The 25,092-nt window shown below is 66.9% G+C and carries 22 protein-coding genes and 1 pseudogene; 17 read left to right on the top strand and 6 right to left on the bottom strand.

All coding sequences use genetic code 11. The features are described from left to right. Positions 1-27: 27 nt before the first annotated feature. From HMPREF2924_RS34220 to HMPREF2924_RS35470, 3 genes and pseudogenes are all read right to left on the bottom strand, one after another. Complete coding sequence (locus tag HMPREF2924_RS34220; protein WP_003131827.1) at positions 28-711, bottom strand: tetratricopeptide repeat protein; 684 nt, start codon at positions 709-711, stop codon at positions 28-30. Beyond that, positions 711-1,823 (bottom strand): hypothetical protein, encoded by a 1,113-nt coding sequence (locus HMPREF2924_RS35475; RefSeq protein WP_123794460.1) that lies wholly within the window; start codon positions 1,821-1,823, stop codon positions 711-713. Before HMPREF2924_RS35475 ends, HMPREF2924_RS34220 begins: the two co-directional genes overlap by 1 nt. Before the next feature lie 250 nt (positions 1,824-2,073). After that, positions 2,074-2,241, bottom strand: a pseudogene (locus HMPREF2924_RS35470) (IS3 family transposase); the annotation flags it as partial. A 249-nt stretch (positions 2,242-2,490) separates the two neighbouring features. Here HMPREF2924_RS35470 and HMPREF2924_RS10180 point away from each other — a divergent pair. The 5 genes from HMPREF2924_RS10180 (at position 2,491) to pvcD (ending at position 7,765) form a co-directional block, all read left to right on the top strand. Next, positions 2,491-3,477 (top strand): asparaginase, encoded by a 987-nt coding sequence (locus HMPREF2924_RS10180; protein ID WP_003131823.1) that lies wholly within the window; start codon positions 2,491-2,493, stop codon positions 3,475-3,477. A gap of 214 nt (positions 3,478-3,691) precedes the next feature. After that, on the top strand, positions 3,692-4,678 hold the full coding sequence (pvcA, locus tag HMPREF2924_RS10175; protein ID WP_003089256.1) for a paerucumarin biosynthesis protein PvcA: 987 nt from the start codon (positions 3,692-3,694) through the stop codon (positions 4,676-4,678). Between the two features lie 17 nt (positions 4,679-4,695). Further along, positions 4,696-5,571, top strand: coding sequence for a paerucumarin biosynthesis oxygenase PvcB (pvcB, locus tag HMPREF2924_RS10170; protein WP_003131813.1), 876 nt, complete (start codon positions 4,696-4,698; stop codon positions 5,569-5,571). Between the two features lie 51 nt (positions 5,572-5,622). After that, positions 5,623-7,125 carry a paerucumarin biosynthesis protein PvcC gene (pvcC, locus tag HMPREF2924_RS10165; RefSeq protein WP_003089259.1) on the top strand — a complete coding sequence of 501 codons (1,503 nt, stop codon included), beginning with the start codon at positions 5,623-5,625 and terminating at the stop codon, positions 7,123-7,125. Continuing rightward, positions 7,118-7,765, top strand: coding sequence for a paerucumarin biosynthesis heme-binding protein PvcD (pvcD, locus tag HMPREF2924_RS10160; RefSeq protein ID WP_003089261.1), 648 nt, complete (start codon positions 7,118-7,120; stop codon positions 7,763-7,765). Before pvcC ends, pvcD begins: the two co-directional genes overlap by 8 nt. 233 nt (positions 7,766-7,998) lie before the next feature. Here the strand turns inward: pvcD and ptxR are convergent, their stop codons facing one another. Then, on the bottom strand, positions 7,999-8,937 hold the full coding sequence (gene ptxR, locus HMPREF2924_RS10155) for an HTH-type transcriptional regulator PtxR (RefSeq protein ID WP_003110741.1): 939 nt from the start codon (positions 8,935-8,937) through the stop codon (positions 7,999-8,001). 562 nt (positions 8,938-9,499) lie between these two features. Between ptxR and ptxS the strand changes: the two genes are divergently transcribed. The 8 genes from ptxS (at position 9,500) to HMPREF2924_RS10115 (ending at position 18,687) form a co-directional block, all read left to right on the top strand. Further along, the gene (gene ptxS / locus HMPREF2924_RS10150; RefSeq protein ID WP_003089268.1) at positions 9,500-10,522 is read left to right on the top strand and encodes a transcriptional regulator PtxS; all 1,023 of its coding nucleotides are present in this window, start codon (positions 9,500-9,502) and stop codon (positions 10,520-10,522) included. Between the two features lie 71 nt (positions 10,523-10,593). Continuing rightward, a complete protein-coding gene (locus tag HMPREF2924_RS10145; RefSeq protein ID WP_003110742.1) occupies positions 10,594-11,376 on the top strand; it encodes an apurinic/apyrimidinic endonuclease family protein in 783 nt (260 codons plus the stop codon). Then, a complete protein-coding gene (locus HMPREF2924_RS10140; RefSeq protein ID WP_003089272.1) occupies positions 11,369-12,319 on the top strand; it encodes a sugar kinase in 951 nt (316 codons plus the stop codon). Before HMPREF2924_RS10145 ends, HMPREF2924_RS10140 begins: the two co-directional genes overlap by 8 nt. Before the next feature lie 62 nt (positions 12,320-12,381). Further along, positions 12,382-13,689: an MFS transporter gene (locus HMPREF2924_RS10135; RefSeq protein ID WP_003131809.1), complete on the top strand. Its 1,308-nt coding sequence runs from the start codon at positions 12,382-12,384 to the stop codon at positions 13,687-13,689. Positions 13,690-13,707: 18 nt separating this feature from the next. Next, positions 13,708-14,694, top strand: a complete 987-nt coding sequence (locus HMPREF2924_RS10130) for a 2-hydroxyacid dehydrogenase (protein WP_003110745.1) — start codon at positions 13,708-13,710, stop codon at positions 14,692-14,694. 167 nt (positions 14,695-14,861) lie between these two features. Further along, entirely contained in the window at positions 14,862-15,578 is a 717-nt protein-coding gene (locus HMPREF2924_RS10125) for a gluconate 2-dehydrogenase subunit 3 family protein (protein WP_003131807.1), read from the top strand. 2 nt (positions 15,579-15,580) lie between these two features. Further along, a complete protein-coding gene (locus HMPREF2924_RS10120) occupies positions 15,581-17,356 on the top strand; it encodes a GMC family oxidoreductase (protein WP_003110747.1) in 1,776 nt (591 codons plus the stop codon). Between the two features lie 11 nt (positions 17,357-17,367). Continuing rightward, positions 17,368-18,687, top strand: a complete 1,320-nt coding sequence (locus HMPREF2924_RS10115; protein ID WP_003131805.1) for a cytochrome c — start codon at positions 17,368-17,370, stop codon at positions 18,685-18,687. Between the two features lie 99 nt (positions 18,688-18,786). On the opposite strand, the gene HMPREF2924_RS10110 is transcribed toward HMPREF2924_RS10115, so the two are convergent. Beyond that, positions 18,787-19,683, bottom strand: a complete 897-nt coding sequence (locus tag HMPREF2924_RS10110) for a LysR family transcriptional regulator (RefSeq protein ID WP_003131804.1) — start codon at positions 19,681-19,683, stop codon at positions 18,787-18,789. An 86-nt stretch (positions 19,684-19,769) separates the two neighbouring features. Between HMPREF2924_RS10110 and HMPREF2924_RS10105 the strand changes: the two genes are divergently transcribed. Further along, positions 19,770-20,840 carry a CTP synthase C-terminal region-related (seleno)protein gene (locus HMPREF2924_RS10105; protein WP_003131801.1) on the top strand — a complete coding sequence of 357 codons (1,071 nt, stop codon included), beginning with the start codon at positions 19,770-19,772 and terminating at the stop codon, positions 20,838-20,840. Here the strand turns inward: HMPREF2924_RS10105 and HMPREF2924_RS10100 are convergent. Further along, positions 20,804-22,009, bottom strand: a complete 1,206-nt coding sequence (locus HMPREF2924_RS10100; RefSeq protein ID WP_003131799.1) for an MFS transporter — start codon at positions 22,007-22,009, stop codon at positions 20,804-20,806. The genes HMPREF2924_RS10105 and HMPREF2924_RS10100 overlap by 37 nt on opposite strands. 146 nt (positions 22,010-22,155) lie before the next feature. Here HMPREF2924_RS10100 and HMPREF2924_RS10095 point away from each other — a divergent pair, with 146 nt between their 5' ends. From HMPREF2924_RS10095 to HMPREF2924_RS10085, 3 genes are all read left to right on the top strand, one after another. After that, entirely contained in the window at positions 22,156-22,746 is a 591-nt protein-coding gene (locus HMPREF2924_RS10095) for a TetR/AcrR family transcriptional regulator (protein WP_003089292.1), read from the top strand. A 7-nt stretch (positions 22,747-22,753) separates the two neighbouring features. Next, positions 22,754-23,269 (top strand): GNAT family N-acetyltransferase, encoded by a 516-nt coding sequence (locus tag HMPREF2924_RS10090; protein ID WP_003089295.1) that lies wholly within the window; start codon positions 22,754-22,756, stop codon positions 23,267-23,269. A 121-nt stretch (positions 23,270-23,390) separates the two neighbouring features. Beyond that, entirely contained in the window at positions 23,391-25,088 is a 1,698-nt protein-coding gene (locus tag HMPREF2924_RS10085) for a peptidoglycan D,D-transpeptidase FtsI family protein (protein ID WP_003110751.1), read from the top strand. The last annotated feature ends 4 nt before the right edge of the window (positions 25,089-25,092 follow it).

The raw sequence follows: 25,092 nt of genomic DNA, 5'->3' as shown, positions 1-25,092 counted from the left end.
AGACGGTCAGAACCCAGTCTTCACACCTCAGGGCTTTTTAGTCTGTACCTTGTCGAAGCGCTCATAGTACTTAAGCGTTTCGTCCCAGTGTGTCGTAGTATATTTATGAAAGTTGCTACCTAGCTCTTTGGCCAGATCAGCGTAATAATGCGCTTTTGCTGTATCCTTCGAGATATCATCATAGCCAATCATATATATTTCGAACAGCCGATGAGCTGCAACACCATTTCCGCTGCGTGCAGCCCGGTCAAAGTAGTGGACCGCTTTCTTCATGTCCTTTGGAACTACCCTTCCCATTTCATAGTTTATTCCAGCTCTATTGAGTGCTAATGGATGGGCAGGATTTATATCTAGAGAGCGCTGAAGGAAACGCAGACTTTCACTAGCTCGCCTTTTGCTTTCGACCTCAGAGACCAGGTCGGAATTATAATATGCATTGAACTCCGTTTCCAATATATACAGATCAGAAAGCAAATAGTTGCTATCAGCGCCTCCCTCATCAGCCCTCCTATGAAGAGCCTCAAACTCTTGCTGAGTTCTGGGCTCAGGAGCGTTGTTGCGGATATCCTTGCAAAATAGAATGTCTGTTTTTGAGTAAGTATACTCAAGCATTCTTTTGCTGGCTTGAATCGGCCCGGCCGCTGTTGCGATTTCTGCGCTGACTATCATCATGGTCGTTGCAATCAAGAGAAGAGGTTTAAGAAATTTCATCACATGTGTATCCCCATGGTTTCGTCTAGCATAGGGCTTTGCCCAATCAGATCAACAGTGGGGAAAATACTCGGAACGTCCATACCGGATTGGTCACTAGACAGTTTTTCTGATTGTTGGTGCAATAGTACATCAACCATATCACCCTCTCTGCCATCTGCCCACTGGAAGGACGCAATCAGCTGGTGGATATTACCACTATCATCAAACGCCCCAACCCGCGTTGCATTTAGCGAGATCGAAGCAATACCTAATGTATCGAGCGAAGTCAGCTCATCCTGCTGACTTACGCCATCGGAGTTCCTGTCCTGCCAGATCTGGAGGCTTTGCCAGACACTGTCCGCCGCATTGATGAAGCCGTCTCCGTTGGCGTCGTAGAGAGATAGTGCTTCAAATCCATCCTTAGCCAGGCCACCTTCTTTACCAGAACTATTACTGCCAAACAATTCAGCCCCCACATTGATGACTCCATCGGCATTCTTATCAAGCACGAGGAGTCCATCGTCAGGATGGGCCCAGCCAGTTTTACTTTTTTGCCCATGGCCATCGAAATCGAAGCTCACCCCATGGCCACTATCCAGAGTGTGTACGCCATCGCCATTGAGGTCGAGAATCAGAGGTGTTACATAACTATCCGCAGAGTGCTCAAGGTTCTTCTCTACACCATCAGGTGTCAGCCCCAACTTAATTCCTTTTATTCCAGCACTTTCCAATAAATCTTGCGCAAACTGGATGCAGTTATTCAGTAGTAGATTATAGTTTGGCGGTTCTTTCTTTCCAGATTTGTAGTCCATGATGCTGTCAAACAGGTTTCCCACATTCCGATGATGCGGAAATCCGCCACCTTCAACTGTTATTGTAGAGGCGTCCGGATACCGTAGGTTGTCGTTGAATGACAGGTTGTCCTTGCTTGTACTCCAGTCAGCACCTGGGCTTAGGCCGATGCTTGTAGTCTTAAAACTACCCGTATTGTGGTCAAACTGCCTAACGCTTAAGAAAACGTGACCGGTCGAAGAGTTTCCAGCATCTATACCTTGGTCGTTAACTATTCTGCTGCCGGCCGGGGCGGCATGGATGGTAAAAGAAGAGACATTCTGATTCAGCGAGTTCATCGTTCTATCTCCCCCGTAATACAGGGGGTCAGGTACGCGCCCGGACTGCATCAGAACACCTTCCTCTCCCACAAGGCGATAGTAGTGTATTTTCTCACCCATAATCAGTTCTCCATGCTCAATCACTTCGGTTCCATCGACAGGCTAGTTACGGTAGGGTCGCCGGTAGCCAGAGACGCTACTTTTTTAGCCATAATTCTATTTATAACGATGTTCTCAGCATGATCTTTAGAGACGCTACTCTTTATGTGGCTATCACTGGGGCTTGCTCGGCCAGCAGCCGCTTGAGTCGGACGTTCTCGTCGGCCAGCGACTGCTCGCGGACGCCAATTCGCTCGGCCAAAGCCAGCGCTTCGTCCTTGTAGGCTTGGGAATGGCGGGGGCGGGTCTGTTTCATCAGAGATGCTGGTCTTGCCATGGTTCACCTCGTGCAGTGTATCGCTTAACGGGGTGTCCACTGGGACTGGGCAAGATCACTATTCACTACGTTGTCAGTCAGGAAAACTACATCGGCGCGCCGGAAGCCTGACGCTGGAGAATAGCGAAGTACTACCGAACAACCTGTAAACCTAAGCGCAGACGCCCTCCCCCTGGAGCGGCGCCTGCGCCACAATGGCGTCCCCTCTTCGCACGTCCGTCGCGAAAAGGCCCGACACAAGGATTACGGATGCTCCCAGTCAAGAACCTCTTCGTGCTCTACACCGGCGGCACCATCGGCATGTTGCAGACCCCGCAGGGCCTGGCCCCGGCCGGCGGCTTCGAAGCGCGCATGCGCGACCACCTGCAAAGCCTCGGCGACGCCCCGGACCTGCGCTGGCGCTTCGCCGAACTGCAACCGCCGCTGGACAGCGCCAACATGACCCAGGGCAACTGGCTGGCGATGCGCGACGCCATCGTCGCCGCGCTCGACGCCGGCCACGACGGCGTGCTGCTCCTGCACGGCACCGACACCCTGGCCTACAGCGCCGCGGCGCTGTCCTTCCTGCTCCTCGACCTGCCGATCCCGGTGCTGCTGACCGGCTCCATGCTGCCGGCCGGCGCGCCGGGCAGCGATGCCTGGGACAACCTGGTCGGCGCCCTGCGCGTCCTCCAGGAGGGCCACGCGCGCGGCGTACAGGTCTATTTCAACGATGCCCTGCTGCACGGCGCGCGAGTCAGCAAGCTGCGCAGCGACGCGTTCGACGCCTTCGCCGAACTGCCGCGACCGCGCCACGCCGAGCCTGCGCCGGTGCCTGCGGCGCTCGGCTACCGCCAGCCGCGCCGGGAAGTGAACCTCGCCGTGCTGCCGCTCTATCCAGGGCTGCGCGCCGCGCACCTGCGCGGGCTGCTCGACAGCGGCGTGGAAGCGCTGCTGCTGGAATGCTATGGCAGCGGCACCGGCCCGTCCGACGACGAGGAGCTGCTGGCGACCCTGCGCGAAGCCCACGCCCGCGGCGTGCTGCTCGCCGCGGTCAGCCAGTGCGCCTACGGCCAGGTCGAGTTCGGCGTCTACGCCGCCGGCAGCCGCCTGCGCGACGCCGGCCTGCTCTCGGCTGGCGGAATGACCCGCGAGGCGGCCCTGGGCAAGCTCTTCGGCCTGCTCGGCGCCGGCCTCGGACGCGACGAAGCGCAACGCTGGTTCGCCCTCGACCTGTGCGGCGAGAACGCCGACTGACCGCCCTGCGGCCGCCCGCCGGCGGCCGCTTCCTTCCGCCCTCCCCGCGATACGCGACAACGCCGGCGGCCCGCCCGTGCCCGGCGCCCATCGTCAAGCTTCAGCGAACAGTGTTTCCGGCCTTCCCCGGTTTATCCCCCGGCGGCGAGTCCACAGGATGTCGCCTTCCGCTGCCGGCCCCGCCGGCATCCGCCCACAAGGAGGAAACACCTGCATGTACGCCATCGCCGAAGACACCCTTCCCGCACGCGTATTGAAAGAACTGTTGCTCTATCGCCGCCGTTACCCCGAGCATCGCCAGAGCGCCAGCGAAGCGGACGAGATCCGCCGCATCGAACAGGTCCAGTTGCCGCGCATCGCCGCCTTCATCGAAGCCGGCGAGCCCATCGAATTCGTCCTGCCGGCGTTTCCGGCCAAGTCGCCGAACCCCGGCAAGGTCCTCGACAGCCGTCCGGACATGGCCGAGCGCCTGTCGCTGTCGTTCCTCAACCACCTGTGCCAGCGCATCCAGCTGTTCTATGCACCGGGCGCGAAGATCACCGTCTGCTCCGACGGCCGGGTGTTCGGCGACCTGGTGAGGATCGGCGATGCGCACATCAGCGCCTACCAGGATGCCTTGCGCCTGATGATCGAGGAGATCGGCGCCACCCATATCGGCGTGTTCAACCTGGAGGACGTACGCGCCTTCGAGGCCCAGCGCGACAACCACGAGCAGCTCCGCCAGTTGCTGATCGACGGCTACGCCGAGCCGCTGGAAAGCATCCGCGAGACCCTGCTGGCCAGCGAAGAAGGCCTGCTGCTGTACCGCGCCATCACCCGCTTCCTCTACGAGGACGGCCTGACCCCCGACTACCAGGGCTCGAAGACCGCCCTGCAACGCGACGCCAAGGAGCGCGCCTACGGGGTGATCCAGCGCAGCTGGGCCTGGGGCGCGCTGCTGGCCGACCAGTTCCCCCGCGCGATCCGCCTGTCCATCCATCCGCAGCCGGCGGACAGTCTGAAGTTCGGCATCCACATGATGCCGACCCGCGACGACTGGCTGACGCCCTGGCACGGCGTGGCGGTGAACACCGAGGACCGCTTCGTGCTGATGAAGCGCAGCGAGGTGCTGGAACTCGGCGGCGAACTGGTGCAGATCAACGGCCAGCCCAGTCACTACCGCCTGCCGGCCAGGGCCGCCCGGCGCGCCGCCGTGGCCTGAGCCCGAGGAGCCAGACGATGAACGCCTATCTCAGCGATCAACCGGTACGTCTCTCGCCGCTGCGCGACGAACAGGGCAACCAGCCGCGCTTCGGCCTGCTGCTGGAGCCCGGCCGCCCCGGCATGCACGTCGGCGAGCTGCCGGCGCAGTGGCTCAAGGGCCTGGCGCGCAGCCACCACCTGCTGCTCCTGCGCGGCTTCGCCGCCTTCGCCGATGCCGAGAGCCTGACCCGCTACTGCCACGACTTCGGCGAAGTGATGCTGTGGCCGTTCGGCGCGGTGCTCGAGCTGGTGGAACAGGAGGGCGCCGAGGACCACATCTTCGCCAACAACTACGTGCCGCTGCACTGGGACGGCATGTACCTGGAGACGGTGCCGGAATTCCAGCTGTTCCACTGTGTCGACGCGCCCGGCGACAGCGACGGCGGCCGCACCACCTTCAGCTCGACCCCGGCGGCGCTGCAACTGGCCGACAGTAGCGAGCTGGAACTCTGGCGCCGCGCCAGCGGCCGGTACCAGCGCAGCGCGGCGCACTACAGCAGCCGCTCGGCGGCGCCGATAGTCGAGCGCCACCCGCGCCGCGAATTCCCTATCCTGCGTTTCTGCGAACCGCCGGTCGAGGGCGACGCCAGCTTCATCAACCCCTCCGAGTTCCACTACGACGGCATCGCCCCGGAACAGCGCGGCGAACTGCTCGCCAGCCTGCGCCGCTGCCTGTACCACCCACAGGCGCACTACGCCCACCGCTGGCGCAGCGACGACCTGGTGATCGCCGACAACCTGACCCTGTTGCACGGTCGCGAGGCCTTCGCCCACCGCGCGCCGCGCCACCTGCGGCGGGTGCATATCCACGCCGAGCCGGCGCTGCGCAACCCGCACCTGCAGCGCGACTGACCGCCCCGCCGGCCGTGCGCGCCACGGCCGGCGTCCCGACAAGGAACCAGCATGAGCCATTCCGTCCCCAACGCGCTGATGACCGGCGCCGACTATCTCGACAGCCTGCGCGACGGTCGCCAGGTCTACCTCAACGGCGAACGGGTCGCCGACGTCACCCGGCACAGGGCGTTCCGCAACGCCTGCCGCAGCATCGCCGGGCTCTACGACGGCCTCCACGGCGAGCAGCGCGACGTCCTCACCCGGGTCGATGCCCAGGGCCGCCGCAGCCACCGCTTCTTCACCCCCGCGCAGAACGCCGAGGACCTGCTCGGCGCGCGCGAGGCGATCGGCTGCTGGTCGCGCATGACCTACGGCTTCATGGGGCGTACCCCGGACTACAAGGCGGCGTTCATGTCCGGGCTGGAGGCCGGCGCCGGCTTCTACGGCGACTACCGGCAGAACGCCTGCGCCTGGCACCGCGCCTTCGCCGACCGCGGGCTGTTCCTCAACCACGCGATCATCAATCCGCCGCTGGACCGCAGCAAGGCGATCCACGAGATGCGCGACGTGTTCGTCCACGTCGAACGCGAGACCGACCAGGGTATCGTCGTCAGCGGGGCGAAGATGCTCGCCACCGGCAGCGCCATCACCAACGCCACCTTCGTCGCCCCGGTCGCCTCGGCGCAGATGGAGGCCGGCAAGGCCGAGGACTTCGCCGTTGTGTTCTTCGCCCGCATGGACAACCCCGGCCTGCGCCTGATGTGCCGGCCATCCTACGAGGAGCGCGCGAGCAGTCCCTTCGACTACCCGCTGTCCAGTCGTTTCGACGAGAACGACAGCGTGCTGCTGTTCGACAAGGCGCTGATTCCCTGGGAGGACGTCCTGGTCTACCGCGACCTGCGCCGCGCCACCGGCTTCTATGCCGAGTCGGGCTTCGCCAACCTGTACAACTTCCAGTCCGGCATCCGCCTCGGGGTGAAGCTGGAACTGATGATCGGCCTGCTTTCCCTCGGCGTGCGCGCCAATGGCACCCAGGGCTTCCGCGGGATACAGGCGGCCCTCGGCGAGCTGATCGCCCTGCAGCACCTGCTGCAGGCGCTGACCACCGCCATGGCCCGCGACCCGGAGCGCAACGCCGCCGGTTCGGCGGTGCCGCGCCTGGAGTACGCCAATGCCCTGCGCATCCAGGTGCCGCAGATCTGGAAGCGTGTCCGCGAGTTGCTGGAAAGCGCCCTCGGCGGCGCCCCGCTGGTCACCGTCTCGGGCGCCGCCGACCTGCGCGACGGCGAGGCGCGGCGGCTGGTGGACAGCTACTACCGCGGTGCCGAGCTGGAGCCGGAGCAGCGCCTGAAGCTGTTCAAGCTGATCTGGGACGCCACCGGCAGCGAGTTCGGCGCGCGCCACGCGGTCTATGAGAGCCATTATTCCGGCAATGCCGAGCAGATCCGCCTCGACTCGCTGGCCTGGGCCAGCCGTCGCGGGCACCTGGCCTACTGCGAGGCGATGGTCCAGCGCTGCATGGCCGACTACGACATCCACGGCTGGCTGCGGGGGCCCTGGCAGCATGACTGAGCGTAAACGCTGGCTGGCCGGCTGCCTCTCGGCCCTGCTTTCCCTGCCGCTGGCCGCCGCCGTGCCGGGCCCGGACGCGCCCGCCGACCTGGCGCGCGGCAAGGCGATGGCGCAGAAGATGTGCTCGCGCTGCCACGACGACGACGGCAACGGCGGGCCACGACCGAACCGCAGCTACCCGAAGCTCGCCGGGCTCGACCGGGAATACCTGTACAAGCAGATCTACGACCTCAAGACCCAGCGCCGGCGCAACCCGGCCACCAACGGTCGCGGCGAGGAGCTGAGCGCGGCGGACGTGGTCAACGTCTCCGCCTGGTTCGCCGCCCAGCGCATGAGTGCCGGCGAGCAGACCCTGGCCGACCCGGCGCAACGCGAACGCGGTCGCCAGCTCTTCGAGAACGGCCTGGCGCAGCGCGGCGTACCCCCCTGCGTCACCTGCCACGGGCCCGCCGCCCAGGGCCTGGCGGCGCTGAAGGCGCCGCGCCTGGCCGGGCAATGGGCGGAATACCTGGCAACCCAGTTGCACGGCTTCCGCGACGGCAAGCGCGGCAACAGCGCGACCATGCGCGCGGTCGCCGGCGGCCTGGAGGATAGTGACATCCAGGCGCTCGCCGGCTACCTGGGCAGCCTGGGGCCGTAAGGCGAATAGCCGCTCGCGGTTATCCGCCGCCTATCCGCGACGCCAGCGGCGGATAACGCCTGTGGCGTTATTCGCCCTACGCCAGTTGGAATGGCTTGCGACCGAGATGCTGCCGAAGCCCGATCCGTAGGGCGAATAACCGCTCGCGGTTATCCGCCGCCTATCCATGACGTCGGTGGCGGATAACGCCGGTGGCGTTATTCGCCCTCCCGCCCAGGCACGGATGCCCGGCGTCATTCGCCCTGCGCCAGGCGGAACGGCTCGCGACCGAGATGCTCGCGCAGCGACTCGATGAACGCCCTGACCCGCACCGGCATGTAGCGCGCCGAGGGGTACAGGGCATAGATGCCGCCCTGCGGCAGGTGCCAGCCAGGTAGCAGCCGGACCAGCCGCCCGCGGGCGATCTCGCGGGCCACCAGGAAGCTCGGCAGCACGCTGACGCCGGCACCGTCGAGCACCAGGCGGTACACCGCCAGGGTGTTGTTCGCCAGCAGGCGCCCTCGGGTCTGCACCGTGGCGCGCTCGCGCTGGCGTTCGAAGGTCCAGGTCCAGGGCGTGCTCAGGCGGGTATGGCCGATCCATTCGCAGCGCGCCAGGTCGTGCGGCTGGAGCACCGGCGGCAGGCCGGCGAGGTATCCCGGCGTCGCCACGGCAACCTGCTGGAAGTCGCACAGCTTGCTGGCATGCAGGCCGGAGTCGCGCGGCCAGCCGATACGTACCGCGAGATCGATGCGCTGGCCGACCAGATCGCTGAACTGGTCATCGGCCAGCATTTCCACCTGGACCTTGGGAAACTGCCGGATGAACGCCGCGGAAACGCTGCTGATGTGCCACTTGACGAAGTCCTGCGGCGCAGTGATGCGCAACCGGCCACTGGGCTCGCCCTGCAGGTCGCGCACATCGGAGAGCGCGCCGTCCAGCTCGCCGAGCATGCGCTGGGCCACGCCGAACAGCAGTTCGCCGCGATCGGTAAGGGTCATGCGACGGGTGGTACGGGTCAGCAACTGGATCCCGAGGTCGGCCTCCAGGCGTCGCAACTGCTCGCTGAGTAGCGATTTCGACAAGCCCAGGGCCTCTGCCGCGGCGGTGAAGCTGTTGTGTTCGGCGACGGCGACGAAGGCATACAAGTGATTCAGGTTCAGATGATTCAATCGCTCCAGGGCGGCGCTCATCCTGTCATTCCTTAGCCGGGAAGTGGGTCCGGACGGGTCTTGTCGAAAAAATCCTGCTGCGACGGAACGGCGGCATTCGACAGGACCCGCAACGATCGGTGAGCGTGATGACGCGACCGGGCGGTCAGGTCGTCGTTAAAGACCGCCAGGCGCGCATAAGTTTCAGCGCGCCACCTTCGTTTTCCGATAAGTGAGAACTGCTTCAGACGGTCGGCCGGGTGCTTTCATGTCAGCGAGCCCCGCCTGATTGATCGCTTTCTACCGACAAACCACTCTTAAAGTAGTTTCTCAAGTATTGGACAAACTTCCTTTTTATTTATGGAGATACGGCACATTCATTCCATTCGACATTAATAATCGAAAGCCATCATGCGAAACGATTATTCGTTTTTCATGAACAGCCTCCTGGCTGTCATGCCTGACCGACCCTCGGTAGGCGTTTTTTTCCGTTGACGGGAATCGGCCTTCTGGTATTTTCTGAAACCGGTTTCAGCTCCTGGCATCCGCTGGCGAAGACCAGCCGGACACACCAATAAGAACAGCACCAAGAGGTACCAGGTCCGTGAATGGTTCAGTACTGCCCAGCCGTGGCCGCGTCACCATCAACCAGGTGGCCGAGGCCGCCGGCGTCTCCAAGGCCAGCGTGTCGCGCTATATCGGCGGCGACCGCCAGTTGCTCGCCGATGCCACCGCCCGGCGCATCGAGCGCGCCATCGACCAGCTCGACTACCGCCCCAACCAGATGGCCCGAGGCCTCAAGCGCGGGCGCACACGGCTGATCGGAATGCTGGTGGCGGACATCCTCAACCCCTACTCCGTGGCCGTCATGCATGGCGTGGAAACCGCCTGCCGTGAACACGGCTACAGCCTGGTGGTGTGCAATACCGACCGCGACGACGAGCAGGAGCGTCATCACCTGGCCGCCCTGCAGTCCTACAACGTCGAAGGACTGATCGTGAACACCCTCGGCCACCATCCCGGCGAACTGCGCGCCCTGCACCGCGAACTGCCGATGGTGCTGGTGGACCGCCAGTTGGCCGAGCTGGATACCGACCTGGTCGGCCTGGACAACGCCGACGCCGTCGAACAGGCCCTCGACCACCTTCAACAACGCGGCTTCCGCGACATCCTGCTGGTCACCGAACCGCTCGACGGCACCAGCTCGCGGATCGAGCGGGTCCAGGCCTTCAATGCCTCCATCGGCCGGCGACCGGCGCTCAAGGGCCAGGTCCTGCAGACCGACGACTTCTTCCGCGACGGCCTGCGCGCCTTCCTTTCGGCCAGCGGCCCCGGGCCGAAGGCGCTGTTCACCTGCAACGGCGTCGCCACCCTCTGCGCCACCCGCCAACTGCGCGACCTCGGCTGCCGGCTGTTCGACGAGGTCGGCCTGCTGGCCCTGGACGAACTCGACTGGTACCCGCTGGTGGGCAGCGGCATCACCGCCCTCGCCCAACCCACCGACGAAATCGGCCGCACCGCCTTCGAGCGCCTCCTGGCGCGACTCGAAGGCGACCGCGAGCCGGCGCGCCGGGTGACCTTCCCGGCGCAACTGATCGTTCGCGGCTCGACCCATCCACGCGGCTAGCGGCCTGCCGCCGGCGCGTTGCCGGCGGCTTTCGCACGGCCTGAAATGAAACCGGTTTCAGAGGATCGCCAATGTCCCTTCACCCTGTCTCCATCAGTCTTTCCAGCTACGGCGCGGACCTCGTTCGCAGTCGCGGCCAGGCCAGCTTCCTGCCCCTGCTGGGGATGGCCGGCGCGCAGCGCGTGGAACTGCGCGAGGAACTCTTCGCCGGCCCGCCGGATACCGAAGCGCTGACCGCCGCCATCCAGTTGCAGGGGCTGGAATGCGTGTTCTCCTCGCCCCTCGAGCTGTGGCGCGAAGACGGCCAGTTGAACCCCGAGCTGGAGCCGACCCTGCGCCGCGCCGAAGCCTGCGGGGCCGGCTGGCTCAAGGTCTCGCTCGGTCATCTGCCGGAACAGCCCGACCTCGCCGCCCTCGCCCGGCGCCTGGCGCGCCACGGCTTGCAGCTACTGGTGGAGAACGACCAGACGCCCCAGGGCGGCCGGATCGAGGTGCTGGAACGCTTCTTCCGCCTCGCCGAGCGCCAGCAACTGGACCTGGCGATGACCTTCGACATCGGCAACTGGCGCTGGCAGGAGCAGGCGGTGGACGATGCCGCCCTGCGCCTGGGCCGCTACGTCGGCTACGTGCACTGCAAGGCGGTGATCCGCAACCGCGACGGCAAGCTGGTCGCGGTACCGCCGTCGGCCGCCGACCTGCAGTACTGGCAGCGCCTGCTGCAGCATTTCCCGGAAGGCGTGGCGCGGGCCATCGAATACCCGCTGCAGGGCGACGACCTGCTCAGTCTCAGCCGCCGGCACATCGCCGCCCTCGCCCGCCTCGGCCATCCCCAGGAGGAACGCCAGCATGGCTGACTTCGAGATCCTCTGCTTCGGCGAGACCATGGCCATGTTCGTCGCCGAACAGCCCGGCGAACTGGACCGCGTCGAGCAGTTCGGCAAGCGCATCGCCGGCGCCGACAGCAACGTCGCCATCGGCCTCGCCCGCCTCGGCTTCGCGGTGGCCTGGCTGAGCCGGGTCGGCGACGACTCGCTCGGCCGCTTCGTACTCGACAGCCTGACCCGCGAGGGCCTCGACTGCCGCTTCGTCGAGGTCGACGCGCAAGCGCCCACCGGGTTCCAGATGAAGTCCCGCGAGGTCGATGGTGCCGACCCGCGAGTCGAGTACTTCCGCCGCGGCTCGGCGGCCAGCCGGCTGGGCCTCGCCCATATCCGCGAAGAAATGCTCGGCGCCCGCCACCTGCACGCCACCGGCATTCCGCCGGCACTCTCGGCGAGTGCCTGCGAACTGTCCCACGAACTGATGCGGCGCATGCGCGGCAAGGGCGCCAGCCTGTCCTTCGACCCCAACCTGCGACCCTCGCTGTGGCCCAGCGAGCGCCGCATGATCGCCGAGATCAACGCCCTCGCCGCGCATGCCCACTGGGTCCTGCCGGGCCTGGAGGAAGGCCGGCTGCTCAGCGGCTGGCAGGAACCCGCGGATATCGCCGCGTTCTACCTGGACATGGGCGTCGACGCGGTGGCGATCAAGCTCGGCCCAAGCGGCGCCTACTATCGCGATGCCCACGGCGAAGGGCTGGTCCCCGGCGTGCCGGTGGCGACCGTGGTGGACACCGTGGGCGCCGGCGACGGCTTCGCGGTCGGGGTGGTCAGCGCGCTGCTGGAAGGCCTGCCGCTGCCCGACGCGGTGGCGCGCGGCAACTGGATCGGCAGCCGCGCGGTACAGGTCCGCGGCGACATGGAGGGGCTGCCGAAACGCAGCCAACTGCTCGACCGCGAGCGCCGCAGGAGCGCCTGAACCCGCCGCCCACGCGGCACCTGTTGCGACAAGAACAAGACAAGCTCAGGAGATACCCGACCATGACCATGCCTCGCCTCGCCAGCAGCCGCTGGTGGTACATCATGCCGATCGTTTTCGTCACCTACAGCCTGGCCTACCTGGACCGCGCCAACTACGGCTTCGCCGCCGCCTCCGGGATGGCCGACGACCTGCGGATCACCCCCGGGCTGTCCTCGCTGCTGGGCGCGCTGTTCTTCCTCGGTTACTTCTTCTTCCAGGTGCCGGGGGCGATCTACGCGGAAAAGCGCAGCGTCAAGAAGCTGATCTTCGTCAGCCTGATCCTCTGGGGCGGACTGGCCACCCTGACCGGGATGGTCGCCAACGTCTATCTGCTGATCGGCATCCGCTTCCTCCTCGGCGTGGTCGAGGCGGCGGTGATGCCAGCGATGCTGGTCTACCTCTGCCACTGGTTCACCCGCGCCGAGCGCTCGCGGGCGAACACCTTCCTGATCCTCGGCAACCCGGTGACCATCCTCTGGATGTCGGTGGTCTCCGGCTACCTGGTGGAGCATTTCAGCTGGCGCTGGATGTTCATCATCGAAGGCCTGCCGGCGGTGATCTGGGCCTTCATCTGGTGGCGCCTGGTGGATGACCGCCCGCGCCAGGCCGCCTGGCTGAGCGGCTCGGAAAAACGCGCCCTGGAAGACGCCCTGGCCGCCGAGCAGCAGGGCATCAAGCCAGTGAAGAACTACCGCGAGGCGTTCCGTTCGCCAAAGGTCATCGTCCTCTCGCTGCAGTATTTCTGTTGGAGCATCGGCGTCTACGGCTTCGTCCTCTGGCTGCCGTCGATCCTCAAGCACGGCGCCAACATCGACATCATCGAAGCCGGCTGGCTGTCGGCGCTGCCCTACCTGGCGGCGGTGATCGCCATGCTCGGAGTGTCCTGGGCCTCGGACCGGTTGCAGAAACGCAAGCGTTTCGTCTGGCCGCCGCTGCTCATCGCGTCCATCGCCTTCTACGGTTCCTACGCCCTCGGCAGCGAGCACTTCTGGCTGTCCTACGCCCTGCTGGTGCTGGCCGGGGCCTGCATGTACGCGCCCTACGGACCGTTCTTCGCCATCGTCCCGGAAGTCCTCCCGGCCAACGTCGCCGGCGGCGCCATGGCGCTGATCAACAGCATGGGCGCGCTGGGCTCGTTCTCCGGCTCCTGGCTGGTCGGCTACCTGAACGGCATCACCGGCGGGCCCGGGGCTTCCTATCTGTTCATGAGCGGAGCGCTGCTGCTGTCGATGCTGCTCACCGTGTTCCTCAACCCGCACGCCGACAAGCGCGAGCCCGATGCCGCTCGCGCGCACGCCTCGCGGCGGGCGGCGCCGGCCCACCCCTGACCGACTCCGGAGCATCCGATGAAGAAAGTGGTTCTCTACAAACGTCTCTCCGCGCCCCTGATGGAACGCCTGCGCGAACGGGTCGAGGTGCTCCTGATCGAGGAGCCCGGCCGCGACGGCCTGGCCCGCCTGCGCGACGCCCTGCCCGAGGCCCACGGCCTGCTCGGCGCCAGCCTGCGCCTGGACGCCGGACTGCTCGACCTGGCACCGCGACTGGAAGCCATCGCCAGCGTCTCGGTGGGCGTCGACAACTATGACATCGACTACCTCGACCGCCGCGGCATCCTCCTCAGCAATACCCCCGACGTGCTCACCGAGACCACCGCCGACACCGGCTTCGCGCTGATCCTGGCGACAGCCCGGCGGGTAGTGGAACTGGCCGGCTGGGTGCGCGCCGGGGAATGGAAGAAGAGCGTCGGCGCCGCCCAGTTCGGTACCGACGTGCATGGCAAGACCCTCGGTATCGTCGGCATGGGCCGCATCGGCGAGGCCCTGGCCCGGCGCGGGCACCACGGCTTCGGCATGCGCGTGCTGTACCACAGCCATAGCCCGAAGCCCCACGTCGAAGAACGCTACGCAGCGAGCTACCGCTCCCTCGACGCGCTGCTCGAGGAATCCGACTTCGTCTGCCTGACCCTGCCGCTGACCGCCGCCACCGAAGGCCTGATCGGTGCCGCGCAGTTCGCCCGGATGCGCCCACAGGCGATCTTCATCAACATCTCCCGTGGCCGGGTGATCGACGAGGCGGCCCTGATCGAGGCCCTGGCCCAGCGGCGGATCCGCGCCGCCGGCCTCGACGTGTTCGAGCGCGAGCCGCTGTCTCCCGACTCGCCGCTGCTGCGCCTGCCGAACGTGGTGGCCACCCCGCACATCGGCTCGGCCACCGAGGAAACCCGCGAAGCCATGGCCCGCTGCGCGGTGGACAACCTGCTGGCCGCCCTCGCCGGCGAGCGGCCGCTGAACCTGGTCAACCCTTCGGCCTGGGCGCGACGGCGAGGCGCCTGAAGGCCGCGCCGGGCCGACGCCCGGCGCGCCGTTCTGCTTCACTTGCCGGTATTGGCCTGCCTGAATCCTTGCTGAAACGTTTTTTCAACGTGACACATGAACTTATAATTAGCCTGCTAATCATTATCAGAAAGACGAAACCGTGATGATCCAGAGAGGACCCCACCATGCCCGATGACAAGGCCGTCAACGGCCGCCGCGACTTCCTGCGCAAGACCCTGACCGTGATCCCGGCGGTGACCCTGGCCGGCTATGGCGTCGGCCATGCCATGCAGACGCCCGCCGCCGAGCAGGACAAACCCCGCGAACGCTACCAGCCTCGCTTCTTCACCAACACCGAATGGGCTTTCGTCAACGCCGCGGTGGCGCGACTGATCCCCAGCGACGACAACGGCCCCGGCGCCATCGAGGCCGGGGTGCCGGAGTTCATCGACCGACAGATGGAAACCCCCTACGGGCACGGCGCACTCTGGTACATGCAGGGGCCGTTCGTCACCGACGCCGCGCCGGAGTTCGGCCATCAGTTGAAGCTGGTGCCACGCGACATCTACCGGGTCGGCATCGCCGCCCTGGAACGCTGGAGCAAGACCAACCAGGGCAAGCCGTTCGCCGAGCTGGAGCCGTCGGCGCAGGACGACATCCTGCAACGCCTGGAAGCCGGCCAGATCGACCTGCAGGACCTGCCGGCCAAGCTGCTCTTCGGCCAGTTGCTGCAAAACACCCACGAAGGCTTCTTCTCCGATCCGCAGCACGGCGGCAATCGCGGCCTGGTGGGCTGGAAGCTGGTCGGTTTCCCCGGCGCCCGCGCCGACTTCATGGACTGGGCCGACCGCGGCGAGAAGTATCCCTTCCCGCCGGTGGCGATTTCCGGCGAGAGGGGCTGAACATGGCGACGACACTCAAACCGGTGGACGCGGTGGTGGTCGGCTTCGGCTGGACCGGAGCGATCCTGGCCAAGGAGCTGACCGAGGCCGGGCTCAACGTGGTGGCGCTGGAGCGCGGCGAGAACCGCGATACCTATCCCGACGGTGCCTACCCGAACACCCTCGACGAGCTGACCTACAACACCCGCGGCAAGCTGTTCCAGAATCTCTCCAAGAGCACCGTGAGCATCCGCCACGGGATCAACGATACCGCGCTGCCCTACCGCCAGCTCTCCGCCTTCCTTCCCGGCGACGGCGTCGGTGGCGCCGGCCTGCACTGGTCCGGCGTGCATTTCCGGATCATGCCCGAGGAACTGCGCTTGCGCAGTCACTACGAGGAACGCTACGGCAAGAAATTCATCCCCGAAGGCATGACCATCCAGGACTACGGGGTCAGCTACGAGGAGCTGGAACCGCACTTCGATTTCGCCGAGAAGGTCTTCGGCACCTCCGGCACCGCGCATACGGTCAAGGGCCAGGTGGTCGGCAAGGGCAATCCGTTCGCCGCCGACCGCTCGGACGACTTCCCGCTGCCGGCACTGCGCCAGGTGTACTCCGCGCAACTGTTCCGCAAGGCCGCCGAGGAACTCGGCCTGCACCCCTACGACCTGCCGGCGGCCAACGCTTCGGGGCCCTGGACCAACCCCTACGGGGTGCAGATGGGGCCGTGCAACTTCTGCGGCTTCTGCAGCGGCTACGCCTGCTACATGTATTCCAAGGCCTCGCCGAACCTGAACATCCTGCCGGCGCTGCGCCAGACCCCGCTGTTCGAACTGCGCGCCAACTGCAACGTGCTCAAGGTCAACCTCGACAGCGACGGCAGGCAGGCCACCGGCGTGACCTACGTCGACGCCCAGGGGCGCGAGATCGTGCAGCCGGCGAAGCTGGTGATCATCAGTGCCTTCCAGTTCCACAACGTGCGCCTGCTGCTGCTCTCCGGCATCGGCAAGCCCTACGACCCGCGCACCGGCGAGGGCGTGGTGGGGAAGAACTTCGCCTACCAGAACATGGCCACCATCAAGGCGTTCTTCGACAAGGACGTGCATACCAACCCCTTCGTCGGCACCGGCGGCGGCGGCGTGGCGGTGGACGACTTCAACGCCGACAACTTCGACCACGGACCGCTGGGCTTCGTCGGCGGCTCGCCGATGTGGGTCAACCAGGCCGGCTCCAAGCCGATCGGCGGCCTCGCCGTGCCGCCCGGCACGCCGAGCTGGGGCAGCGGCTGGAAACAGGCGGTCAAGGACGCCTACACGCACACCGTGTCGATGGACGCCCACGGCAGCAACATGACCTACCGCGACAACTACCTCGACCTCGACCCGACCTACAAGGACGCCTACGGCCAGCCACTGCTGCGCATGACCTTCGACTGGAAGGACAACGAGATCCGCATGAGCCGCTACGTCACCGAGCACATGCGCAAGATCGCCGAAGCGATGAACCCGAAGGCCATCTCGGTGAGCGTCAAGAACTTCGGCGACCACTTCAATACACGGGTCTACCAGACCACCCACCTGCTCGGCGGGGCGATCATGGGCAGCGATCCGAAGACCAGTGTGCTCAACCGCTACCTGCAGAGCTGGGACGTGCACAACGTCTTCGTCATGGGCGCCTCGGCCTTCCCCCAGGGCACCGGCTACAACCCCACTGGGCTGGTGGCGGCGCTGGCCTACTGGTCGGCCAAGGCGATCCGCGAGCAATACCTGAAGAACCCCGGTCCGCTGGTGCAGGCATGAGGAGCGCAACGATGAAACCGACAGCCTTCCTCGCCCTCTCCGCCCTCGCCTGCGGCATCGCCCAGGCCGCCGCAGCGCCGGACCCGACCCTGGTCAGGCAGGGCGAATACCTGGCCCGCGCCGGCGATTGCGTGGCCTGCCACACCGCCAGGGACGGCAAGCCGTTCGCCGGGGGCCTGCCGATGGAAACGCCGATCGGCGCGGTGTACTCGACCAACATCACCCCGGACCGCAAGACCGGCATCGGCGACTACAGCTTCGAGGACTTCGACCGCGCCGTGCGCCACGGCGTGGCCAGGTCCGGCGACACCCTCTACCCGGCGATGCCCTACCCGTCCTACGCGCGAGTCAGCCAAGCGGACATGCGCGCCCTCTACGCCTACTTCATGCATGGCGTGGAGCCGGTGGAGCAGCCCAACAAGGCCAGCGACATCCCCTGGCCGCTGTCGATGCGCTGGCCGCTGGCATTCTGGCGCTGGACCTTCGCTCCCGAGGTGAAGGACTTCCAGGCCGCCGCCGGGCAGGACCCGGTGCTGGCGCGCGGCGCCTACCTGGTCGAAGGCCTCGGCCACTGTGGCGCCTGCCATACCCCGCGTGGGCTGGGCATGCAGGAGGAGGCCCTGGCGGCGAGCGATGGCGCGGCCTACCTGTCCGGCAGCGCGCCGCTGGAGAACTGGATCGCCAAGAGCCTGCGCGGCGACCACCGGACCGGACTGGGCAGTTGGAGCGAAGCCGACCTGGTCAGCTTCCTGCGCACCGGCCGCAGCGAGCGCAGCGCGGTGTTCGGCGGCATGTCCGACGTGGTGGTGCACAGCATGCAGTACATGACCGACGCCGACCTCACCGCCATCGCCCGCTACCTCAAGTCGCTGCCGCCGGCGGACCCCGCCGACCAGCCGCACGTCTACGACGAGAGCGTGGCCCAGGCACTGTTCCACGGCGACGACAGCAAGACCGGCGCGGCGCTCTACGTCGACAACTGCGGGGCCTGCCACCGCACCGACGGCAAGGGCTATGCGCGGGTCTTCCCGGCCCTGGCCGGCAACCCGGTGGTGACCGGCAGCGACCCGACCTCCCTGGTGCACATCGTGCTCAAGGGCGGCACCCTGCCGGCCACCCACCAGGCACCGTCGAGCTTCACCATGCCGCCGTTCGGCTGGCGGATGAACGACCAGGAGATCGCCGACGTGGTCAACTTCATCCGCACCAGTTGGGGCAACCAGGCGCCGAGCGTCAGCGTCGACGAGGTCAAGCGCCTGCGCAAGGACACCGGCGCGGCGGCGGTGGGCGACATTCCGCCGCCGGGACCGGCCGCGGCGGATCGCGGCTGAGCGCCAGGCCTCTGGCGAAACGCCATTCCAGCCCCTCTCCCGCTCGCGGGAGAGGGTTGGGGAGCGGGAGCGCGCCGTACCGGGCACGGCCCTCCTCCTTCACTCATCACCCAATCGCACATGCCGCCCCAGCTCGTCGAACAACGCGACCACCGAGCGCAACGCCCGGCAGTCCGGACGGGTCAGCAGCCACAGGGCGCTGGCGCAGCCCTCGAGGTTGGCGTCCAGTACCCGCAGGCCGTCGCCGTCGCGTAGCAGGTAGGCAGGGATCGCCGCCAGGCCGAGGCCGGCGCGGGCCATCTCGGCGACCGCCAGCACGCCGTTGCAGCGGTAGGCCGGCAGCACCCCAGGATAGTGTCGACGACGCCAGACCACGCTCGGGTGGTCGGGAAGGAAATCGTCCGGGGCGATCCAGTGCAGCATGGCGGGCTCCGTCGCGTCGCGGCCCTCCAGGTAGCGTTCGCTGGCGCAGAGCACGTAGCGCACCTCGCCGAGGTTGCGCCCGACCAGGTGTTCCGGCGGCGTGCGGGTCATGCGCAGGGCGATGTCGGCGTCGCGCCGGCTGAGGTTGGCAAAGTCGTTGGAGGTCGCCAGCTCCAGTTGCAGGGCCGGATAGCCAGGCATGAAGCGCGCCAGCGCCGGCAGCAGCAGGCCATGCAGGACGGCGTCGGAGCAGGTCAGGCGCACGGTACCGCTGAGCACCTCGCGCTCCAGTTCGAGGCCGATGCGCGCCGCCTCCAGCGCCTGTTCCGCCAGTTCCGCCTGCTGCGCCAGGCGGCGGGCGGTCTGGTTCGCCAGGTAGCCGCTGCGGCTCTTGTCGAACAACGCCTTGCCGAGGTTCTTCTCCAGCCGGCGGATGGCCCGGAAGACCGTCGACACATCGACCCTGAGCAACTCCGCGGCCCGCGCCAGGCTGCCGCCGCGAACCAGAGCGAGGACCAGGGCAAGATCGGCATGGTCCAGGCGATATTGCAGCGGTGCATTCATCTTTTGCATTGGCGCCGATATCGAGTGCGGAAACGCAACTATAGAGTGAGCGCCAGGGCCCGCCAACCGGCGTGGCGAAACTGGAGCGAAAACGGATGTCCACCCCTCCCGCGGCACCGCTGCGCATTGCCCTGGTCGGCGACCACGACCCGCACATCACCGCCCACCGGGCGATTCCCCTGGCCCTGCGCCTGGCCGGCGAGGCACTCGGCCTGGAGATCGCATTCGACTGGCTGGCCAGCGACCGCCTGCCCGCCGAACCGGCGCTGGAGCGCTATGACGGGTTCTGGTGCGTGCCGGGCAGCCCCTATCGCGACGCCGACGCGGTGCTGCGCCTGATCGCCCATGCCCGGGGCCGGCGCCGGCCGTTCCTCGGTACCTGCGCCGGCTTCCAGCACACGATCCTCGAGTTCGCCCGCAACGCCCTCGGCTGGCAGGCGGCGACCCATGGCGAGCAGCATCCGCACAGCGACCAGGCGGTGATCGCCGCCCTGCCCTGCACCCTGCTCGAAGCCCGCGAGGAAGTCCGCCTGCTGCGCGGCTCGCGCCTGGCCCTGGCGTATGCCGCCGACTGGATCGAGGCGGACTACCATTGCCGCTACGCAATCGCCCCGCGCTTCGCCGCGGAACTTACCGGCGGCGCACTGCGGGCCAGCGCCTGGAGCGCCGACGGAGCGATCCGCGCGGTGGAGCTGGAACAGCATCCGTTCTTCGTCGCCACCCTGTTCCAACCCGAGCGGGCAGCCCTGGCCGGCGTCCTGCCGCCACTGCCGAAGGCATTCGTCGAGGCGTGCCGGACGCAGCGCCGCGACCGCCCCCGGCGCGGCCCTACGCCCTATTACGCAGTGATCTTCAGCTCCCATCGCAGCGCCGTCGACGACGGCTACGCCGAAGCGGCCGAGCGCATGCTGGAACTGGCCAGCCGCCAGCCGGGCTATCTCGGCGTGGAGTCGGTCCGCGGCGCCGACGGTTTCGGCATCACCGTGTCCTACTGGGACAGCGAGGCGGCGATCCGTGCCTGGAGCCGCCACGCGGAGCACCGCGACACCCAGGCGCGCGGCCGGCGCGACTGGTACGCCGGTTTCAGCGCGCGGATCGCCCGGGTCGAACGCGAATACGCCTTCCCGGCTCAGCCGGACACCGCGCAGTCTCCGGCCTCGTCCTGAGCCAGCACCCGGAAGCAGGCCAGGGCCAGCAGCCAGGCCAGCCAGCCGGCGCCGACCGCGACGAGGAAACCGCTGGCGGCGCCGTAGCCCTCCACCACCCAACCGGCCAGCGCCGAGCCCAGGGCCATGCCGATGCCCAGCCCGGTGATGGCCCAGGTCAGGCCTTCGGTGAGGCGTGCCGGGTCCACCGCGCGCTCGACCAGGCCCATGGCCAGGATCATCGTCGGCGCCACGCTGAAACCGGCCACCAGCACGGTCAGGGCAAGCGCGAGGATGCTCTCCACCCCTAGCAGCGGCATCAGGCTCAGGGCCATCAGCGTAACCATGCAGAGCAGTTGCCGGGAAAGCGCCAGGCGCCAGCGCAGCAGCCCGAACAGCAATCCCGCGAGGCATGAGCCGACGGCATAGACCGACAACACCAGGCTTGCCGCAGCCTTGTTGCCGTGCGCCTCGGCGAAGGCCACGCTGACCACTTCCACCGCGCCGAAGATCACCCCGATGGCGGCCAGTACCAGCGCCAGCACGCGTACCGCCGGATAGGCCAGCGCGCTGCCGGCGCGGCGCCGCGGATGGGCATGCAGCGGCGGTTCGGTGCCGCGTTGCAGGCTGAACAGGCTCACCCCGGCGACCAGGAACAGCGTCGCCAGCAGCGGCCCCGCCTCGGCGAACCAGCCGACGCTGAGGCTCACCGCCAGCACCGGCCCGATGATGTAGCACACCTCGTCCATCACCGATTCGAAGGAAAACGCCGTGTGCAGCTTCGGCGAGCCCCGGTACAGCTCGGTCCAGCGCGCCCGCACCATGGCCGGCATGCTCGGCATCGCCCCGGCGAGCAAGGCGAACAGGTAGAGCCAGGTATTCGGCGCTCGATAGTGCGTACACAGCAACAGCGCGCTCATCGCCAGGGCGCTGGCCAACGCGGCCGGGAGCAGCACCCGGCCCTGGCCGAAGCGGTCCACCAGGCGCGATACCTGCGGCGCGAGCAAGGCATTGCAGAACACGAAGGTGGCCGCCACGGTACCGGCCAGCCAGTAGTCGGCATGCACCTGGGAAAGCATGGTGACGATGCCCAGGCCGGTCATCGACAGGGGCATCCGCGCCAGCAGGCCGGCGGCTGAAAAGCCCTTGGCGCCGGGCGCGGCGAACAGTTCGAGATAGGGGTTGCTCATGGAAAGCCTCGGCTGGCCGGCTCCAGCGGAACCGGCGACGACGGGAGAAGACGAAATTAACATACGCTGCGTATGTCAAAAATCATGGAGACATACGCAGCGTATGTCAATTATCCTGAAGCCCCTTCGCCACCCGGAGACCTCGCATGGCCCGCAAGCCTCGCGCCGAGATGATCGAGGAAACCCGCGCCAAGCTGATCGACGCCGCGCGCCGAGCGTTCGCCGACAACGGCTACGCCGGCGCCTCGATGGACGACCTGACCGCCAGCGCCGGCCTCACCCGCGGCGCGCTGTATCACCACTTCGGCGACAAGAAAGGCCTGCTGGCCGCGGTGGTGCAGCAGATCGACGACGAGATGAACCTTCGCCTCGGCGCCATCCTGGCTGCCGGCGAGGACCTCTGGAGCGGCTTCCGTGCCTACAACCGGGCCTACCTGGAAATGGCCCTGGAAGCGGAAATCCAGCGCATCGTCCTGCGCGATGCCCCGGCCATCCTCGGCAGCCCCAGCAGCGAGGCCAGCCAACTGCGCTGCCTAAGCTCGATGACCGGGCAACTGCGCGAACTGATGGACAGCGGGCGGGTCCGCCGCACCGACGCCGAGGCCCTGGCCTGGCTGCTCAACGGCGCGCTGGTGGACGCCGCCCTGCGTATCGCCAACGCCGAACACCCGCCGGAGAGCCTGGCCAGGGCCTGCCAGGCCCTGGACGTGCTGCTCGACGGCCTGCTCATGGAGTGAAAAGCCAATGGACTACCGCATCAGAACCAGCCGCGACGAGGACGCCGCGCTGCTCCCGGCCATCGAGCGCTCAGCCGGGGAAAGCTTCCGCCTGCTGCCCGAGCTGGCCTGGATCGCCGACGCCGGGGTCGCCGGGGTGGACTTCCATCGCCGCCTGATCGAGCGCGGCAGCCACTGGCTGGCGGAAGACGCCGATGGCCAGCCGGTCGGTTTCCTCGCCGCCGAACGCTGCGCCGACGAGTTGCACATCGCCGAGTTGTCCATCGCCCAGGCCCACCAGCAACAGGGCCTGGGCCGCCGCCTGCTGGAGCGCGCGGTGACCTACGCCCACGCCAGCCACTGCCGGGCGCTGACCCTGACGACCTTCTGCGACGTGCCCTGGAACGCGCCGTTCTACGCACGCCTGGGCTTCCAGCGGCTGACCTGGCAGGAAGCCGGCGAGCGCTTGCGCGCGATCCTCGGCCACGAGCAGGAGATCGGCTTCGCCGCCGACAGCCGCTGCGCGATGCGCCTGGTGCTCTAGACGGCGGCAAAGGGCTTGACCGGCGGGTGGCGGGTGACGGTACAGTTGCCAACTGCAACAGGATGTTTCAGCACTGCCCCGGACGGGCTTCCGCTCTCCCTCTTCCCCAGTGTGCCCTTGCATGAGCAGTCAACGCCGAAACTACCGCTTCATCCTTGTCGTCACCCTGTTCGTCCTCGCCTCCCTGGCCGTCTCCGGACGGTTGGTCTATCTCCAGGTCCACGACCACGAATTCCTCGCCGACCAGGGCGACCTCCGCTCGATCCGCGACCTGCCGATCCCGGTCACCCGCGGCATGATCACCGACCGCAACGGCGAGCCGCTGGCGGTATCCACCGAAGTCGCGTCGATCTGGTGCAACCCCAGGGAAATGGCCGCCCACCTCGACGAGGTGCCGCGCCTGGCCGGCGCCCTGCACCGCCCCGCGGCGCCGCTGCTGGCCCAGCTCCAGGCCAACCCGAACAAGCGCTTCCTCTACCTCGAGCGCGGCCTGTCGCCGATCGAGGCCAGCGAGGTGATGGCCCTGGGCATAACCGGGGTACACCAGATCAAGGAATACAAGCGTTTCTACCCCAGTTCCGAGCTGACCGCGCAGTTGATCGGCCTGGTCAACATCGACGGCCGCGGCCAGGAAGGCACCGAGCTGGGCTTCAACGACTGGCTGAGCGGCAAGGACGGGGTACGCGAGGTGGCGATCAACCCGCGCGGCTCGCTGGTCAACAGCATCAAGGTGCTGAAGACGCCCAAGGCCAGCCAGGACGTGGCCCTGAGCATCGACCTGCGACTACAGTTCATCGCCTACAAGGCGCTGGAAAAGGCCGTGCTCAAGTTCGGCGCGCACTCCGGCTCGGCGGTCCTGGTGAACCCGAAGAGCGGGCAGATCCTGGCGATGGCCAACTTCCCCTCCTACAACCCGAACAACCGCGCCAGCTTCGCCCCGGCCTTCATGCGCAACCGCACCCTCACCGATACCTTCGAGCCGGGCTCGGTGATCAAGCCGTTCAGCATGTCGGCGGCGCTGGCCTCCGGCAAGTTCGACGAGAACAGTCAAGTCAGCGTGGCACCGGGCTGGATGACCATCGACGGGCACACCATCCACGACGTCGCCCGGCGCGACGTACTGACCATGACCGGGGTGCTGATCAACTCCTCGAACATCGGCATGAGCAAGGTCGCCCTGCAGATCGGACCCAAGCCGATCCTCGAACAGCTCGGCCGGGTCGGTTTCGGCGCGCCGCTATCGCTGGGCTTCCCCGGCGAGAACCCGGGCTACCTGCCGTTCCACGAGAAATGGTCGAACATCGCCACCGCCAGCATGTCGTTCGGCTACAGCCTGGCGGTGAACACCGCCGAGCTGGCCCAGGCCTACTCGGTGTTCGCCAACGACGGCAAGCTGGTGCCGCTCAGCCTGCTCCGCGACAACCCGCAGAACCAGGTGCGCCAGGCGATGGACCCGCAGATCGCACGGCGCATCCGGGCGATGCTGCAAACCGTGGTGGAAGACCCGAAGGGCGTGGTCCGCGCCCGCGTGCCGGGCTACCACGTGGCGGGCAAGAGCGGCACCGCGCGCAAGGCCTCGGGCCGGGGCTACGCGGACAAGTCCTACCGTTCGCTGTTCGTCGGCATGGCGCCGGCGTCCGACCCGCAACTGGTGCTGGCGGTGATGATCGATTCGCCAACCAGGATCGGCTACTTCGGCGGCCTGGTCTCGGCGCCCACCTTCAGCGACATCATGGCCGGATCGCTACGCGCCCTGGCGATCCCGCCGGACAACCTGCAGGACAGCCCGGCCGTCGCCGACCGCCAGCACCACGGCTGACCGC

The organism is Pseudomonas sp. HMSC063H08, assembly GCF_001813645.1.
Lineage (GTDB): Bacteria > Pseudomonadota > Gammaproteobacteria > Pseudomonadales > Pseudomonadaceae > Pseudomonas > Pseudomonas aeruginosa.
Note: the sequence above shows the minus strand (reverse complement) of the source record. Positions and strands in the feature narration are given on the sequence as shown.

Coding starts and splice junctions, on each gene's coding strand:
- HMPREF2924_RS34220 (WP_003131827.1), bottom strand. CDS start 711: ATGAAATTTCTTAAACCTCTTCTCTTGATTGCAACGACCATGATGATA.
- HMPREF2924_RS35475 (WP_123794460.1), bottom strand. CDS start 1,823: ATGAACTCGCTGAATCAGAATGTCTCTTCTTTTACCATCCATGCCGCC.
- HMPREF2924_RS10180 (WP_003131823.1), top strand. CDS start 2,491: ATGCTCCCAGTCAAGAACCTCTTCGTGCTCTACACCGGCGGCACCATC.
- pvcA (WP_003089256.1), top strand. CDS start 3,692: ATGTACGCCATCGCCGAAGACACCCTTCCCGCACGCGTATTGAAAGAA.
- pvcB (WP_003131813.1), top strand. CDS start 4,696: ATGAACGCCTATCTCAGCGATCAACCGGTACGTCTCTCGCCGCTGCGC.
- pvcC (WP_003089259.1), top strand. CDS start 5,623: ATGAGCCATTCCGTCCCCAACGCGCTGATGACCGGCGCCGACTATCTC.
- pvcD (WP_003089261.1), top strand. CDS start 7,118: ATGACTGAGCGTAAACGCTGGCTGGCCGGCTGCCTCTCGGCCCTGCTT.
- ptxR (WP_003110741.1), bottom strand. CDS start 8,937: ATGAGCGCCGCCCTGGAGCGATTGAATCATCTGAACCTGAATCACTTG.
- HMPREF2924_RS10145 (WP_003110742.1), top strand. CDS start 10,594: ATGTCCCTTCACCCTGTCTCCATCAGTCTTTCCAGCTACGGCGCGGAC.
- HMPREF2924_RS10140 (WP_003089272.1), top strand. CDS start 11,369: ATGGCTGACTTCGAGATCCTCTGCTTCGGCGAGACCATGGCCATGTTC.
- HMPREF2924_RS10135 (WP_003131809.1), top strand. CDS start 12,382: ATGACCATGCCTCGCCTCGCCAGCAGCCGCTGGTGGTACATCATGCCG.
- HMPREF2924_RS10130 (WP_003110745.1), top strand. CDS start 13,708: ATGAAGAAAGTGGTTCTCTACAAACGTCTCTCCGCGCCCCTGATGGAA.
- HMPREF2924_RS10125 (WP_003131807.1), top strand. CDS start 14,862: ATGCCCGATGACAAGGCCGTCAACGGCCGCCGCGACTTCCTGCGCAAG.
- HMPREF2924_RS10120 (WP_003110747.1), top strand. CDS start 15,581: ATGGCGACGACACTCAAACCGGTGGACGCGGTGGTGGTCGGCTTCGGC.
- HMPREF2924_RS10115 (WP_003131805.1), top strand. CDS start 17,368: ATGAAACCGACAGCCTTCCTCGCCCTCTCCGCCCTCGCCTGCGGCATC.
- HMPREF2924_RS10110 (WP_003131804.1), bottom strand. CDS start 19,683: ATGCAAAAGATGAATGCACCGCTGCAATATCGCCTGGACCATGCCGAT.
- HMPREF2924_RS10105 (WP_003131801.1), top strand. CDS start 19,770: ATGTCCACCCCTCCCGCGGCACCGCTGCGCATTGCCCTGGTCGGCGAC.
- HMPREF2924_RS10100 (WP_003131799.1), bottom strand. CDS start 22,009: ATGAGCAACCCCTATCTCGAACTGTTCGCCGCGCCCGGCGCCAAGGGC.
- HMPREF2924_RS10095 (WP_003089292.1), top strand. CDS start 22,156: ATGGCCCGCAAGCCTCGCGCCGAGATGATCGAGGAAACCCGCGCCAAG.
- HMPREF2924_RS10090 (WP_003089295.1), top strand. CDS start 22,754: ATGGACTACCGCATCAGAACCAGCCGCGACGAGGACGCCGCGCTGCTC.
- HMPREF2924_RS10085 (WP_003110751.1), top strand. CDS start 23,391: ATGAGCAGTCAACGCCGAAACTACCGCTTCATCCTTGTCGTCACCCTG.